The 14,085-nt window shown below is 67.2% G+C and carries 16 protein-coding genes; 12 read left to right on the top strand and 4 right to left on the bottom strand.

Annotated features, from left to right (window positions below; all coding sequences use genetic code 11):
• From GNX71_RS23150 to GNX71_RS23165, 4 genes are all read left to right on the top strand, one after another.
• Entirely contained in the window at positions 1-915 is a 915-nt protein-coding gene (locus tag GNX71_RS23150) for a 2-dehydro-3-deoxygalactonokinase (protein ID WP_206174591.1), read from the top strand.
• Complete coding sequence (locus tag GNX71_RS23155; RefSeq protein WP_206174592.1) at positions 912-1,553, top strand: 2-dehydro-3-deoxy-6-phosphogalactonate aldolase; 642 nt, start codon at positions 912-914, stop codon at positions 1,551-1,553. Before GNX71_RS23150 ends, GNX71_RS23155 begins: the two co-directional genes overlap by 4 nt.
• The gene (locus GNX71_RS23160) at positions 1,507-2,328 is read left to right on the top strand and encodes an aldolase (protein ID WP_277401808.1); all 822 of its coding nucleotides are present in this window, start codon (positions 1,507-1,509) and stop codon (positions 2,326-2,328) included. Before GNX71_RS23155 ends, GNX71_RS23160 begins: the two co-directional genes overlap by 47 nt.
• A 226-nt stretch (positions 2,329-2,554) precedes the next feature.
• Positions 2,555-2,872: a hypothetical protein gene (locus tag GNX71_RS23165; RefSeq protein WP_206174594.1), complete on the top strand. Its 318-nt coding sequence runs from the start codon at positions 2,555-2,557 to the stop codon at positions 2,870-2,872.
• A 57-nt stretch (positions 2,873-2,929) separates the two neighbouring features.
• Here GNX71_RS23165 and GNX71_RS23170 read toward each other — a convergent pair whose 3' ends face one another.
• From GNX71_RS23170 to GNX71_RS23185, 4 genes are all read right to left on the bottom strand, one after another.
• Positions 2,930-3,646: an SDR family oxidoreductase gene (locus GNX71_RS23170; protein ID WP_206174595.1), complete on the bottom strand. Its 717-nt coding sequence runs from the start codon at positions 3,644-3,646 to the stop codon at positions 2,930-2,932.
• A 30-nt stretch (positions 3,647-3,676) separates the two neighbouring features.
• Entirely contained in the window at positions 3,677-5,095 is a 1,419-nt protein-coding gene (locus tag GNX71_RS23175) for an MATE family efflux transporter (RefSeq protein ID WP_206174596.1), read from the bottom strand.
• Positions 5,096-5,126: 31 nt separating this feature from the next.
• Entirely contained in the window at positions 5,127-6,446 is a 1,320-nt protein-coding gene (locus GNX71_RS23180) for an MFS transporter (RefSeq protein WP_206174597.1), read from the bottom strand.
• A 91-nt stretch (positions 6,447-6,537) separates the two neighbouring features.
• Positions 6,538-6,993, bottom strand: a complete 456-nt coding sequence (locus GNX71_RS23185; RefSeq protein ID WP_206174598.1) for a MarR family winged helix-turn-helix transcriptional regulator — start codon at positions 6,991-6,993, stop codon at positions 6,538-6,540.
• A 75-nt stretch (positions 6,994-7,068) separates the two neighbouring features.
• Here GNX71_RS23185 and GNX71_RS23190 point away from each other — a divergent pair, with 75 nt between their 5' ends.
• The 8 genes from GNX71_RS23190 to GNX71_RS23225 all read left to right on the top strand — a co-directional run bounded on the left by GNX71_RS23190 (position 7,069) and on the right by GNX71_RS23225 (position 14,085).
• Positions 7,069-7,617: a PaaI family thioesterase gene (locus tag GNX71_RS23190; protein WP_206174599.1), complete on the top strand. Its 549-nt coding sequence runs from the start codon at positions 7,069-7,071 to the stop codon at positions 7,615-7,617.
• Between the two features lie 260 nt (positions 7,618-7,877).
• Positions 7,878-8,633 carry a hypothetical protein gene (locus tag GNX71_RS23195; protein ID WP_206174600.1) on the top strand — a complete coding sequence of 252 codons (756 nt, stop codon included), beginning with the start codon at positions 7,878-7,880 and terminating at the stop codon, positions 8,631-8,633.
• Positions 8,634-8,790: 157 nt separating this feature from the next.
• Positions 8,791-9,849 (top strand): Fe(3+) ABC transporter substrate-binding protein, encoded by a 1,059-nt coding sequence (locus GNX71_RS23200; protein ID WP_206174601.1) that lies wholly within the window; start codon positions 8,791-8,793, stop codon positions 9,847-9,849.
• A gap of 43 nt (positions 9,850-9,892) precedes the next feature.
• Positions 9,893-11,566 (top strand): iron ABC transporter permease, encoded by a 1,674-nt coding sequence (locus tag GNX71_RS23205; RefSeq protein WP_241027026.1) that lies wholly within the window; start codon positions 9,893-9,895, stop codon positions 11,564-11,566.
• Entirely contained in the window at positions 11,563-12,246 is a 684-nt protein-coding gene (locus GNX71_RS23210) for an ABC transporter ATP-binding protein (protein WP_206174603.1), read from the top strand. Before GNX71_RS23205 ends, GNX71_RS23210 begins: the two co-directional genes overlap by 4 nt.
• 99 nt (positions 12,247-12,345) lie before the next feature.
• Positions 12,346-13,026, top strand: a complete 681-nt coding sequence (locus tag GNX71_RS23215) for a glutathione S-transferase family protein (protein WP_206174604.1) — start codon at positions 12,346-12,348, stop codon at positions 13,024-13,026.
• Positions 13,027-13,090: 64 nt separating this feature from the next.
• Positions 13,091-13,504: a lactoylglutathione lyase gene (gloA, locus tag GNX71_RS23220; RefSeq protein ID WP_206174605.1), complete on the top strand. Its 414-nt coding sequence runs from the start codon at positions 13,091-13,093 to the stop codon at positions 13,502-13,504.
• A 17-nt stretch (positions 13,505-13,521) separates the two neighbouring features.
• The gene (locus tag GNX71_RS23225; protein ID WP_206174606.1) at positions 13,522-14,085 is read left to right on the top strand and encodes a DUF1697 domain-containing protein; all 564 of its coding nucleotides are present in this window, start codon (positions 13,522-13,524) and stop codon (positions 14,083-14,085) included.

The raw sequence follows: 14,085 nt of genomic DNA on the forward strand, positions 1-14,085 counted from the left end.
ATGACAAGACTGGTAGCAATCGACTGGGGCACAAGTTCGCTGCGCGGCGCCCTGCTGGACGCCGACGGCAAGGTACTGGAAGAGCGCAGCGATGCGCGCGGCATCCTCAAGGTGCCCGAAGGCGGGTTCCCCGCCGTCTTCGAAGCGCTGTTCGGCGACTGGATGCGCCTCGAAGGCGCGCACTGCCTCATCTCCGGCATGGCCGGGAGCAAACAGGGCTGGGTCGAGGCGCCGTACTGCGCCTGCCCCGCGGGCCGCGTCGAGGTGGGCCGCAAGATCATCCGCATCGACGCCATTCCCGGTGCGCGCATTGCCATCGTGCCGGGCCTGAGCGACGAGCACGACGGCGTGCCTGACGTGATGCGCGGCGAAGAGGTGCAGATCTTCGGCGCCATGGCGCTCACCGGCGCGAGCGACGGCCTCTTCGTGCTGCCCGGCACGCACAACAAGTGGGCCACCGTCCGGAAGGGCCGCGTCGCGGGCTTTCGCACCTGCATGACGGGCGAGTTCTACGCACTGCTGAGCCAGCACTCGATCCTCGCGCGCACGCTCGATGCCGCCGCGCCGCTCGACGAAGCGGCGTTTCTTCAGGGCGTGACCCAATCCGAGAACGGCCACGGCCTGCTGCACAACGCCTTCGGCGCGCGCACGCTCGCACTGTTCGAGCGCATGCCGAAGGAAGAGCTGTCGAGCTACCTCTCAGGTCTTCTCATCGGTGAAGAGCTGCGCACCCAGTCGCTGCAGGCCGTCGGCGAAGTGGTGCTGATCGGCTCGCCGGTGCTCACCGAGCGCTATACCCTGGCCCTGCGCGCCGCCGGCGTTGCCACGCGCACGCTCGGCGCCGAGGCCACCTGGGCCGGACTGCATGCGCTGTCCGGCTTTCTCACAGCAGACAGCAACCAGATCCAGCCATGACCACGCCTCTCGAAAAATTCAACGCCGCGGTGCGCGACCTGCCGCTCGTGGCCATCCTTCGCGGCCTCACGCCCGCCGAGGCCGCGGATGTCGGTGACGCCATCGTCGACCCCGGCTTCCGGCTGCTCGAAGTGCCGCTCAATTCACCGCAGCCTTTGGACAGCATCGCGCTCATGCGCAAGCGTTTTCCGCAAGCGCTGGTCGGCGCGGGCACGGTGCTCGATGCGCAGCAGGTGCGCGACGTGCATGCGGCCGGCGGCGAACTGATCGTCTCGCCCAACTTCAACGCCGCGGTCATCGCCGAGGCCGTGAAGCTCGGCATGGTCTGCTTGCCGGGCGTGATGACGCCGACCGAGGCCTTCGGCGCGCTTGCGGCCGGCGCCACCGGGCTCAAGCTCTTCCCTGCCGAACTGGCCTCGCCCGCGGTGGTGAAGGCGTTGCTTGCGGTGCTCCCGGCCGGCACGCCCGTGATGCCCGTGGGGGGCATCACGCCACTGAACATGAGTGAGTGGCGCGCGGCCGGTGCTGCGGGCTTCGGCATCGGCTCCGCGCTCTACAAGCCGGGCAAGCAGGCTGCGGCCGTGCGCGACGATGCGAAGAAATTCATCGCGGCCTGGACGGGCACCACGCACGCCTAATTCAGCGACGGTCCACAAGAAAAAAGAAGGAGACACGATGTCCGCAGATTCAGCCTACGCCAGCCCCGCCGTCCGCAAGCTGCGAGAAGACCTCGCGCTGGCCCTGCGCGCCGCCGCCCACCACGGGTTGTCGGAAGGTGTGTGCAACCATTTCAGCGTGATGCTGCCGGGTGCGCAGGACCGCTACCTCATCAACCCGCGCGGCCTGCACTGGAGCGAGATCGGCCCCGACGACATCGTGCTGATCGACGTGCACGGCGAAGTGCTTGCCGGCCGCCACCGCGTGGAGCCCACCGCCCTCTTCATTCACGGCGCGGTGCACCGGCTCACCGGCCACGCGGTCGTGCTGCACTGCCACATGCCCTACGCCACCGCGCTCACGCTCACGGTCGACCGCGCACTCGATCCGACCGCGAGCCAGAACGCGATGCGCTACATGAACCGCATCGCGATCGACGCGGTCTACAACGGCCTCGCACTCGACGACGCCGAGGGCGAGCGCATCGCCCGCGCGATGGCCGGCAAGGATGTGGCTTTCCTCGCAAATCACGGCGTGATCGTCGCGGGCGCCACCATCGCGCATGCCTACGACGATCTGTACTACCTCGAACGGGCGTGCCTGCACCAGGTGATCGCACAGTCGACCGGGCGGCCGGTCGCGCCCGTCGATGCGAAGCTGGCCGCGCATGTGGCGGCACAGATCCAGGGCGAACGCGAGCAATCGGACCTGTTCTTCGAGGCGCTGCGCCGCATGCTGCCCGCCCCGCGCGCCTGAGCGCACGCAGGCACGCGGACATGCACACGGCCTCTCGGCCTACAACCAACGGCACACCCGCGACAACGCCCGACGGGCGCACCGCGCATTAGCATCGTGGCATGCCCACCCGACGTCACACGTCTACGGGCTGCTTACAGCTCTTCATCCGATTTCGCCTCAGCCTTACACAAGGTTCACACAAGGCAACGACGATGAGGCTTCCAACCACTCCACTGGAGTTGCCATGAAAAAGCTCACTTTCGCATTCGCCGCCGCCGCCCTCGTGTCGCTGGCTGCACTCAGCGCACCGGCGCAAGCCCAGACCGGCGGCCGCTTCATCCAGGCCCAGGTGTACGTGGTGCCCGCACCGCCGCCCCCGCGCCGCTACTACGCACCGCCGCCGCCGCGCCACTACCACCCGGGCTACTACCGCGATGGCCGTCACTACGACCACGGCCGCCGCTGGGACGATCGCCGCCACTACGGTGGCCGCCGGGACAACGACGGAGACGGCGTGCCCAACCGCTACGACCGCCGGCCCAACAATCCGTACCGCAACTGATCGACCAGAACGAAAAAACCCGGGCCAGGTGCCCGGGTTTTTCTTTGGGAGCGCCGTTCAGGTCGCGGCAGGTTTGGGCGCTGCCGCATAAGCCGGCGTCTCGCTCGACAGGCTCTGCTTGACCTGGCGCGTGACCTCGTCGGCCAGCACCTCGGGCTTGCCGGCCTCCACGCCCGCGAACGCCTGGCGCGCCACGTCATCGGGCGACGCCTTGGCGCCCGGCACGTGCGCGGCCATGTCGGTGTCCATGAAGGCCACGTGCAGGCTGGTCACCTGCGTGCCCTGCCCGGCCAGTTCGTTGCGCAGGCCGTTGCTCAGCGACCATGTCGCCGCTTTCGTGGCGCTGTAGGTCGCCACGCCCGGAAAGGTGATCCAGCTCAGCACCGACAGCACGTTGATGACCGCGCCACCGCCGTTGGCCGCGAGCACCGGCGCGAAGGCCTTTGTCAGCGCCCAGGGGCCGAAGAAGTTGGTCTCGAACTCGGCCCGCGCCGCATCGACCGCGTTCTCGCCCAGCAGGTTCGAACCTCGCGAGATGCCGGCGTTGTTGACGAGCAGGGTGACATCGCCGCATGCGGCCACCGCCGCGGCGATCTGCGCGGGCTGCGTGACGTCGAGCGGCACCGGCGTCACGCCGACCAGCGTGATGCTCTTCGGGTCGCGCGCGGCGCCATAGACCTTGCTCGCACCCGCCGCGAGCGCAGCCTTCGCAAAGGCCAGACCGAGTCCTCGGTTGGCGCCGGTGATGAAGACGACGGAGTCCTTGATTTGCATGGGGAGCCTTTCGGTGCGTGGAAAACTGTTTCAGACCTGTGCCACCCGGCGCAGCAATCCGGTTGGCGTGCGCGGCCAGCCCACGCGGCCGAACCATGCGCCGCCCGCGATCGCCGATGCGATCACGATGCCGTACACCACCAGCGCCACGCCCTGCGCCGCGAACACGCCGGTGAGCCCGCCGCCCCAGCGCAGCGCGAGCCAGCCGCCCGTACCCGCCACCGCGAGCCGCGCGATGTTGCCAAGCACCGGCCACAGCAGGCGGCCCGCGCCTTGCGAAGCGAAGTACAGGACCAGCCCCACGCCGAAGAAGCCGTAGAGCGGCCCCACCACGCGCAGGTAGTGCGCGCCGGTCTCCAGCATTGCCGGGTCGTTGCCGAACAGCAGCAGCCACGGACGCGGGAACAACGCGGCCGCGAGGCCGATGGTTTCGGTGAGCGCAAAGGCCAGCGCCGCACCGGCCCAGGTGGCGCGCAGCGCGCGTTCGCGCTGCCCCGCGCCCATGCAGGTGCCGACCATCGCGACCAACGGCGCGCCCAGGCCGAACACCAGCGGCACCAGCAGGTACTCGAGCCGCGACGCCGTGCCGTAGCCGGCCAGCGCGCCCGAGCCGAAGTGCCCGGTGAGCGCGGTCGCGATGCCGATCGACAGGTTGGTCGCCACCGTCGACACCGCCCCCACGAGCCCGATGCGCAGGATGTCGCGGAACATCGGCCACTGCAGCTTCAGCGCCGACAGCGTCGGCTTGAGCAGGCTGCGCGGCGAGCGCAGATAGATGATCAGCGCGATGGAGCCCAGCAGGTAGTACAGCAGCAGCGCCATCGCGCCGCCGGCGATGCCCATGCCCGGAATCGGCCCCCAGCCGAAGATGAGGAGCGGCGACGCCGGAATGAGGAACACCACGCCCACCACCGTCACGTTGGCGGGCACCGCCATGTTGCCGGTGCCGCGGATGATGGCCGAGAGCGAGTTGAAGAGCCACACCAGCACCGCGCCCGCGAACACCCAGTTCGAGTACGTCAGTGCGGCATCGAGCGAAGCGCCCGTGCCGCCCATGATTCCGTAGAGCCAGCGTCCGCCAGCCAGGAGCGCCAGCGAAAAGAACAGGCCGAAGCCGAGCGCGATGACCACCGCATGCCACACCAGCGCATCGGCGTTGTCGCGGCGGCGCGCGCCGAGCGCGCGGGCGATCGACGAGGCGATGCCGCCGCCCATGGCGCCGCTGGAGGTCATCTGCATCAGCATCACGATCGGGAACACGAGCGCCATGCCGGCGAGCGCGTCGGTGCCGAGCTTGCCGACGAAGTAGGTCTCGATGACCCCGACGGAGGCCTGCGCCACCATCACGAGCACGTTGGGGGCTGCGAGGCGCAGCAGCGTGGGCACGATCGGCGCCTCGAGCAGGCGGCGCGTGCGCGGATCGAGTTCGCCTTTGGCGGGGGTGGTCATGGCGGGGCTTTCAGGTGATCGGGGTGAACGATCAGGCACGTGCCGCGGCGGCTGCGGGCGTAGTTGGCGCGCCGGTCTTGGCTGCCGGACGGCGGATCATCATCACGATCACCGCCGCGACGAGGCAGGCGGCACCGGCTGCGTACAGCGCGGGCGTGTAGGTCAGGAGCAGCGTGCGCGCAAAGCCCGCGCCGTACGCGGCCGTGGCGGCGCCCAACTGGTGCGCGGCAAAGATCCAGCCGAACACGAGGCCCACCTTGGCGGGACCGAAGGTCGCGCCCGCGAGCTTGACGGTCGGCGGCACGGTGGCGATCCAGTCGAGGCCGTAGAACATCGCGAAGAGGCCGAGGCCATAGATCGTGAATTCCGAGTGCGGCAGCCAGAACAGCGACAGGCCGCGAAGGCCGTAGTACCAGAAGAGCAGCTTGCGGTTGTCGTAGCGGTCCGAGAGCCAGCCCGAGAGGATGGTGCCCACGAAGTCGAAGGCGCCCATCATCGCGAGCACGGAAGCGGCGGGCACGGCGCCCAGGCCGTTGTCGCCGCACAGCGAGATGAAATGCGTCTGCACCAGGCCGTTGGTGCTCAGGCCGCAGATGAAGAAGGTGGCCGCCAGGATCAGGAAGGTGCGGTTGGTCGCAACTTCCTTGAGCACGCGGAACGGCGTGGCGAAATTCATCATCGCCACGGGCGCGGCCGGTGCGGCTGGTTGGGTGCCGGGCTTCTCGCCGTAGGGCAGCAGGCCGACATCCGACGGCCGGTTGCGCACGAGGCACAACGCCAGCACCGCGATCAGCACGCTGCCGATCACGATCGGCACGATGGCCGAGCGCCAGCCCCAATGCTCGATCATCCAGGCGGCGAACGGCAGGAAGGCGAGTTGCCCCGTCGCCGAACTCGCCGTGAGCATGCCGATGACCAGCCCGCGACGCGCGACGAACCAGCGATTGGCCACCACCGCGCCGAGCACCAGCGCGGTCATGCCGGTGCCCAGGCCCAGCATCAGGCTCCAGAGCACGAAGAGCTGCCACAGCTGCGAGGCCATGGTGACCAGCGCCATGCCCAGGCCGACCAGCGCGAGGCCGGTGCAGATCACTGCGCGCAGGCCGTAACGTTCCATCAGCACTGCGGCGAACGGGCCCATGAGGCCGAACAGCGCGAAGCGCAAAGCGAGCGCGGACGAGATCTGCTCGGTGCTCCAGCCGAACTCCTTGCCCAGCGGCTGCAGCATCGCGCCCGGCAGGCCCAGCGCGGCCGACATGGTCAGCATGGTCAGGAAGGTGATGGCGGCGACGATCCATCCGTAGTGGATGCCGCGGCGCTGCAGCCATGCGGAAACTTGGGTGGCGAACATGGGGCCTCTGCTGTTGGAATGGGATGTGGGAGGAAAAGAAACCCAGCCCGTGCTGCCATCAGCGCGGCTGTGTGGTGTGGGGTAGTGCGCCTCAGTCCTGCGGGTCTGCGGCGTCGTCGGCGCCCAGCAGTTCGAGCGACTCGTCGATGAGCTGATGCAGCGCCAGCACGCGTTCCACGCCCAGGAGCGCGTTGAGCTTCTGCTGCGCGGTCTTCCAGTGGTGCTGGGCTTCCCGCCACTTGGCCTCGCCCTCGGGCGTGAGCGCCACGAGGAGGCTGCGCGCATCGGCACCGGCGCTTTGCGCAATCCAGCCTGCGGCGATCAGCGGCTGCAGGTTGCGGCTCAACGTGGAAGCGGTCATCTTGAGTTCGCCCGCCAGATCGACCGGCCGGGAGGAGCCCAGCCGCTTGAGGTGCGAGAGCAGCGAGTACTGCGTGGTCTTCAGGCCGCTCTTGGACACCTCGGTGTCGTAGTGCGTCGACAGGCGACGCATGAGCTGTCGTACTTTGAAACTGGTGCAGCCGCGCGGCTTGGTCTGGATGTCCATGGGCGATGATTGTAGGTGCAACTGTTGCATATACAATTCACCACCTCATTCAAAGCCCCCAGGAGCAGTACAGGCATGACGCAACCCACCAGCCAGCTCGACGCATGGATCGCCGAGGAACGCGCGATCACCGACCGCCTCGAGGGTGGCCCCGGCCCCGGCCTCGCCCGCCCCGAGCAGATCGCCGGCAAGACCGGCCTCGAAGTGATGCAGGCGATGCTGAACGGCGAGATTCCCTACGCAGCCATCGCCAAGACGCTGGACTTCACGATCGTGTCAGTGAGCAAGGGCGTCGCCGTGTTCCAGGGCACGCCGCTCGCGCAGCACCTGAACCCGCTGGGCACCATCCACGGCGGCTGGGTCGCCACGATGCTGGATTCGGCCCTGGGCTGCTCGGTCCACACGATGATGCCGCCCGGCCGCGCCTACACGACCGCCGAGTTGAGCGTGAACTACGTGAAGGGCCTCACGCCGAAGGTGCAGCGGGTGCGTGCGGAAGGCAAGGTGATCCATTGCGGGCGGCAGCTCGCCACTGCAGAGGCACGGCTCGTCGGGGCCGATGGGACGCTGTATGCGCATGCGACGACGACGTGTTTGGTGTTCGAGGTGCCGGCGGCGCGGTGAAGATTTGCGCCCTCCTTGCAGGTAGGCGCGCACCTCGCACTGTAGTAATTCAATTGAAAGAGCGGGCGGTCCGAATTCCAAAGACCGCGATTTATTAAATCCCGATTTCGGACCTTTTAAAGGGTCTCTCCCTCCGCCAGCAATACGGAGCGGATGCTCCGTCGTTATGATGAACTGCAAGAAACCATTGCCTTGGTGGACCTCTCCGGCCGCCCGAGGCATCAAGGATTTCTGCGATCATAAATACGAGGAGAGACGCAATGCTGAATCGGCTGCTTGCAATTGTTTGTTTTTTCATTCTTGCGGGATGCACCACCACACCGGCAGTTTCACCCAATGCCGGGAAACTCGCAAAAGGCTCGAAAATCGGACTGCTCGTCTATATGCCTGCACCGGCGCAACATATGCACGTTGGCACCACTGTTTTCAATAATTTCTCGACACCCTATCAATTCCCATGGAATCCGACCGTCAGGACCTACGAAGTATTCCAGTCCGACCTCGAGAAGGCGGGTTTTCAGGTCGTCAAACTGACAAGCTACGCGACCACGAGCGTGAATGCCCTGGCTATTGAAAAAGACGGTCGCTGGATTGCGAATCCAAGGCAGGAATGGTCGGCAAGGAAACTGAAGGAAGAGCAAATATCGGCCGTGGTCGTGGTGGAGGGGAAAAGAACGCTCGCGCGACTGGAATGCACCGGCGGGCCGTGTGGCGAGAGCTACATGGAAAACTCCGGCCTCTTCACCCGGAGCATGCTCGGATTCACCAGATATTTCTCCGTATCCGCCATGGAAGCAAAAGTCTTCATTCTGGAAAATCCGCTGGAAATTACGGCCTACGAACCGATGAAAACAATTCAGAGAAATCGAGTTCGACAATTGAATGATTTTGCAGAGCCTCGCGATTTTCAACGCCTGACCAATACCGAATTCTCGCCCGTGGTCTCTTCGGTCGATGCACACATCAAATCACTTTCCCGGGGCACGACCCAGGCACTCAGCGGCGGGGTGAATTAACCGGAAAACTTGGAGCGAATTTCGCCAGTAGGCCTTCGCCTTGTAAGTCCAAAAGGCTCCCCCTCCTCCCGGCTGTTGATAATTGTTCTCATCGGCGCCGCCGCAAGCCGGCAGCCGGTGTCTCCCAAGAACACGTTACCGACCTGGAGGAACTGTCATGACCCAACGCTTCGGCGCTTCGACCTGCGCTGCGCACGCCCTGATCGGCGCCACCACCGCCTGGCTCGCCATCACCGCCCTGCCCGCGCACGCTGCCGAAGAGCTCACGCTCTACACGACGCGTGAACCGGCGCTGATTCAGCCGCTGATCTCCGCCTTCAGCGCGCAGAGCAACATCAAGGTCAACACCGTGTTCGTGAAGGACGGCCTGCTCGAGCGCGTCAAGGCAGAGGGCGCGCGCTCGCCGGCCGACGTGCTGATGACGGTGGACATCGGCAACCTGATGGACCTCGTCGACGGCGGCGTGACGCAGCCCGTGAAATCGCCCGCGCTCGAATCGGCCATTCCGGCCAACCTGCGCGGCGCCGACGGCCAGTGGTTCGCGCTCTCGCTGCGCGCCCGTGTGCTCTACGCCGACAAGGCCCAGCCGCTCACCAGCTTCCGTTATGAAGACCTCGCCAACCCGAAGTACAAGGGCAAGGTCTGCATCCGCGCAGGCCAGCATCCCTACAACACGGCCCTCGTCGCGGCGCTGATCGCGCACGACGGCGAAGCCAAGGCCGAGCAGTGGCTGCGCGGCGTGAAGGCCAACCTCGCGCGCAAGGCCACGGGCGGCGACCGCGACGTGGCGCGCGACATCCTCGGCGGCATCTGCGACATCGGCATCGCCAACTCGTACTACGTCGGCCAGATGAAGAGCGCCAAGGAAGGCACCGACGCGCGCAAGTGGGGCGATGCGATCAAGGTGGTGCGCCCGACATTCGCCAATGCCAAGAGCGGCGGCACGCACGTCAACATCAGCGGCGCCTCGGTGGCGAAGAACGCGCCGCAGCGCGCCAACGCGGTCAAGCTGCTCGAGTTCCTGGTGTCCGAGCCGGCGCAGGCGCTCTACGCCCAGACCAACTACGAGTACCCGGTGCGCAAGGGCGTGGCGCTCGATCCGATCATCGGCCAGACCATCGGCGAGCTGAAGGTCGATCCGCTGCCGCTCACCGAGATCGCCAAGTACCGCAAACAGGCCAGCGCGCTCGTTGACAAGGTCGGCTTCGACCAGTGATGGACGCAGGCAGGCACGCCTTGCCGGTGCCTGAAAAATGCAAATGACACGGCGCCAGCCACCAGCCCTGCAAGCCGCAGGACCGGTCTGGCGCCTTGCCTCGTTCGCGATCGCGATCGGCGTGCTTGCGCCGGTGCTCACGCTCCTGTGGCTCGCGTTCGGCTCCGGCATCGGGCATTGGGGGCCGCTGTTCGCGCACGTGTTGCCGCAGGCGGCGCTCAACACGGCCCTGCTGCTGACCGGTGTCGGCACGCTGGTGCTGGTGATCGGCACCGGCTGCGCGTGGCTCGTCACGGCGCATGACTTTCCGGGACGCGGCGTGTTGCACTGGGCGCTGCTGCTGCCGCTCGCGATGCCGACCTACATCGTCGCCTTCGCATACCTCGACCTGCTGCATCCCATCGGCCCGGTGCAGGGCGCGATCCGCTGGATGCTGGGCTTCGACAGCCCGCGCCAGTTCCGCCTGCCCGACCTGCGCTCGATGCCGGGCGCGATCTTCGTGCTCGGCTTCGTGCTCTATCCGTATGTCTACATGACGGCGCGCGCGATGTTCATGACGCAGCCTGCGCATCTGCTCGAAGCCGCACGCACGCTGGGCGAGAGCCGCCGCGGCGCGTTCTTTCGCGTGGCACTGCCGCTTGCGCGGCCTGCGCTCGCGGTGGGGCTGAGCCTTGCGCTGCTCGAAACGCTCAACGACATCGGCGCGTCGGAATTCCTCGGCGTCAACACACTGACAGTGGCGGTCTACACGACGTGGATCACACGTTCCGACCTGGCCGGTGCGGCGCAGATTGCCTGCGCGATGCTGTTCGTGGTGGTGGCGCTGGTCTGGCTCGAACGCAATGGGCGACGGCACCAGCGCTTCGGCTCGGCGCAGCGCATGCGCGCCGTGCAGCCGCGGCGTTTGCACGGCGGCGCCGGCTGGGCCGCAACGGCTGTCACCGCGCTGCCGGTGCTGATCGGCTTCGTTGCACCGGCCATCTACCTCGTCTGGGAAAGCGCCAAACGACTGCGGCAGGGCGGCGGCATTTCGCAGGGGCTGGTCGCAAGCCTCGGCAACACGATCGCGCTGGCCGCGGGCGTCACCGTGGTCGCGGTGGCCGCGGGCTTGATCGTCGCCTGGGCCGCGCGGAGCCAGGGTACAAGCCCCAACCGCGCGCGCTGGCAGGCACGCGCCGCCACGCTGGGCTATGCGGTGCCGGGCACGGTGCTCGCCATCGGCCTGCTCACGCCGGCGCTGGCCTTCGACGCCGCGCTCGCCACCGCCTTCGGATGGCAGGGCCTGCCGCTGATGGGCGCGGGCATCGTGCTGGTCGTGGCCTGCGCGATCCGGTTTCTCGCGATGCCGGTCGGCGGCATCGAGGCCGGCCTCGCGCGCATTCCGCCCGCCATCGAGCAGGCCTCGCGCCTGCTCGGCGAAACCACTGCGGGCACGCTGCGCCGCGTGCACCTGCCGCTGTTGCAGCCCGCCATCGCCGCCGGTGCCTTGCTGGTCTTCGTCGATGCGATGAAGGAGCTGCCCGCCACGCTGCTGCTGCGCCCCGCCAACTTCGACACCCTGGCCACCTGGCTCTACGCCGAGGCCGCGCGCGGCACCTATGAAGAAGGCGCGATCGCGGCGCTCGCCATCGTGCTGGCCGGCCTGCTGCCGGTGGTGCTGCTGGCGCGCAACCAACTGGGCACGACGCCGGTCGCACCCGTTCCGGAAAACACATGAGCTCCGCGCTGCACCTCGAATCGATCCAGCTCGCGTACGACACGCCGCGCGGCCTGCACACCGTCGTCGACGACTTTTCGCTGTCGCTCGCGGCCGGCGACATCGCCTGTCTCTTCGGCCCCTCGGGCTGCGGCAAGACCACGGTGCTGCGCGCCATCGCGGGCTTCGAGCCGCTGCGTGCGGGCACGATCCGGCTCGATGAGGTCGTGCTCTCCTCTGCCCGCTCGCACTTGCCGCCCGAACAACGGCGCGTGGGGATGATGTTCCAGGAATACGCTCTGTTCCCGCACCTCTCGGCTGCGAAGAACGTCGCCTTCGGGCTGCGCCGCCTCAGCCGTGCGGCACAGCAGTCGCGCGTGGCCGAGATGCTTGCGCTGGTGGGCCTGGCCGAGACCGGCGAGCGCTATCCGCACGAGCTCTCGGGCGGGCAGCAGCAACGCATCGCGCTGGCACGTGCGCTCGCGCCCTCCCCCGCGCTGCTGCTGCTCGATGAGCCCTTTTCCAACCTCGACGGCGGCACGCGCGAACGCCTGACCGCCGAGGTGCGCGGCATCCTGAAGCAGGCCGGCCAGACCGCCATCCTGGTCACGCACAACGAGGCCGAAGCGCATGCGATGGCGGACCGCATCGGGGTGATGCACAACGGGCGCATCACGCACTGGCTCGACACTGCGGCCTAGCACAAGGCGCCAAATCGGCGAATGGGCTTTCCGGGAAAAGGTTGTTCGGGATCGCAAGAATCGCGGCGATCCCAGTACACAACCGAAGACGGAGAGCCCATGTCCCAACCCCTCACCCTCGTCAGCCACCTGCTGTGCCCCTATGTGCAGCGCGCCGCCATCGCGCTCGGTGAAAAAGGCGTGCCCTTCGAGCGCGTCGTGATCGACCTGGCGAACAAGCCTCAGTGGTTTCTCGACATCTCGCCGCTCGGCAAGGTGCCGCTGCTGAAGGTGCAGCGCCCCGATGGCACCGAGGCCGTGCTGTTCGAGAGCAACGTGATCTGCGAGTACCTCGAAGAGACGCAGCCCGGTGCCCGCCTGCACCCCGAAGACCCGCTCACCCGCGCCGAGCACCGCGCGTGGATGGAATTCGGCTCGGCCATCCTCGCCGACCTCTGGGGTTACGAGACCACGCAGGACGCGGCCATCTTCGAGCAGAAGCGTCTCGCGCTGGTCGCGAAGTTCGAGCGCGTCGAAGCCGCGCTCGGCGCCGGCCCCTATTTCGCGGGCAAGAGCTTCAGCCTGGTCGATGCGGTGTTCGCGCCGGTGTTCCGCTACTTCGAGGTATTCGACACGCTCATCGATTCGCGCATCTTCGCCGCGCTGCCCAAGGTCGATGCCTGGCGCAAGGCGCTGGCCGCCCGGCCGAGCGTGCGCAACGCGGTGGTGCCCGAGTACCCGCAGCACCTGATGGAATTCCTCAAGCGCCACGAGGCCCACCTGCTGACGGCAGCGGCTTGATCGCCGCAGCGGGAAGCCGACAATAGCGGCTTCCCCCTTCCCCACAACTACACGGCACCACGAGATGCGATTCCTTCACACCATGCTGCGCGTTGGCAACCTCCAGCGCTCCATCGATTTCTACACCAAGGTGCTCGGCATGAACCTGCTGCGCACGTCCGAGAACCCCGAGTACAAGTACAGCCTCGCCTTCCTCGGCTTCGACAAGGGCAACCCGGACCAGGCCGAGATCGAGCTCACCTACAACTGGGGCACCGAGAGCTACGACCTGGGCTCCGCCTACGGCCACATCGCGCTCGGCGTGCCCGATGCGTACGCAGCCTGCGAGAAGATCAAGGCCGCGGGCGGCAACGTGACGCGCGAGGCGGGTCCGGTCAAGGGCGGCACCACGGTGATCGCCTTCGTGACCGATCCCGATGGCTACAAGATCGAGTTGATCCAGCGGGCCGAGCACGCCGAAGGCGCCGGCCTTCGCTGAGCGTTCGGCGCAACGCCATGGCTGCCGCGAAGAAACCTGCAAAGAAAGCGGCGACGCGCCACGTCGCGCTGCTGCGCGGCGTGAACGTCAACGGCATCACGATCAAGAGCGCCGAGCTGAAGGCGCTCTTTGTAGAGCTCGGCTTCGATGCGGTGCGCACGGTGCTTGCCAGCGGCAACGTGCTCTTCGACACCGACGAGAGCGATGCTGACGCGTTGCGCACGCGCATCGAGCACGCCCTGCGCAAGCGCTTCGACTACGACGCGTGGATCGTGCTGCTCACACAAAAGAGCGTCGCCGACATGGCCGCGGCCTACCCCTTCGAACGCATCGACGAAGAGCGTCACCCGTACCTCGTGTTTGGCTCCGACCCCGCGATGCTCGATGAAGTGATGGAAAAAGCCGGCACCGTCGACCCCAAGCTCGAACGGCTGAAGCAAGGCAAGGGCGTGCTGTACTGGCAATGCCCGCGCGGCGAGAGCACCGACACGCCGGTGGCGAAGCTGCTGGCGAAGACGCGCTACAAGTCGAGCACGACCGCGCGCAACCTGCGCACCGTGGAGAAGCTGCTCGCGGACTGA

Origin of the sequence: Variovorax sp. RKNM96 (assembly GCF_017161115.1) — a bacterium.
Taxonomy (GTDB): Bacteria; Pseudomonadota; Gammaproteobacteria; order Burkholderiales; family Burkholderiaceae_C; genus Variovorax.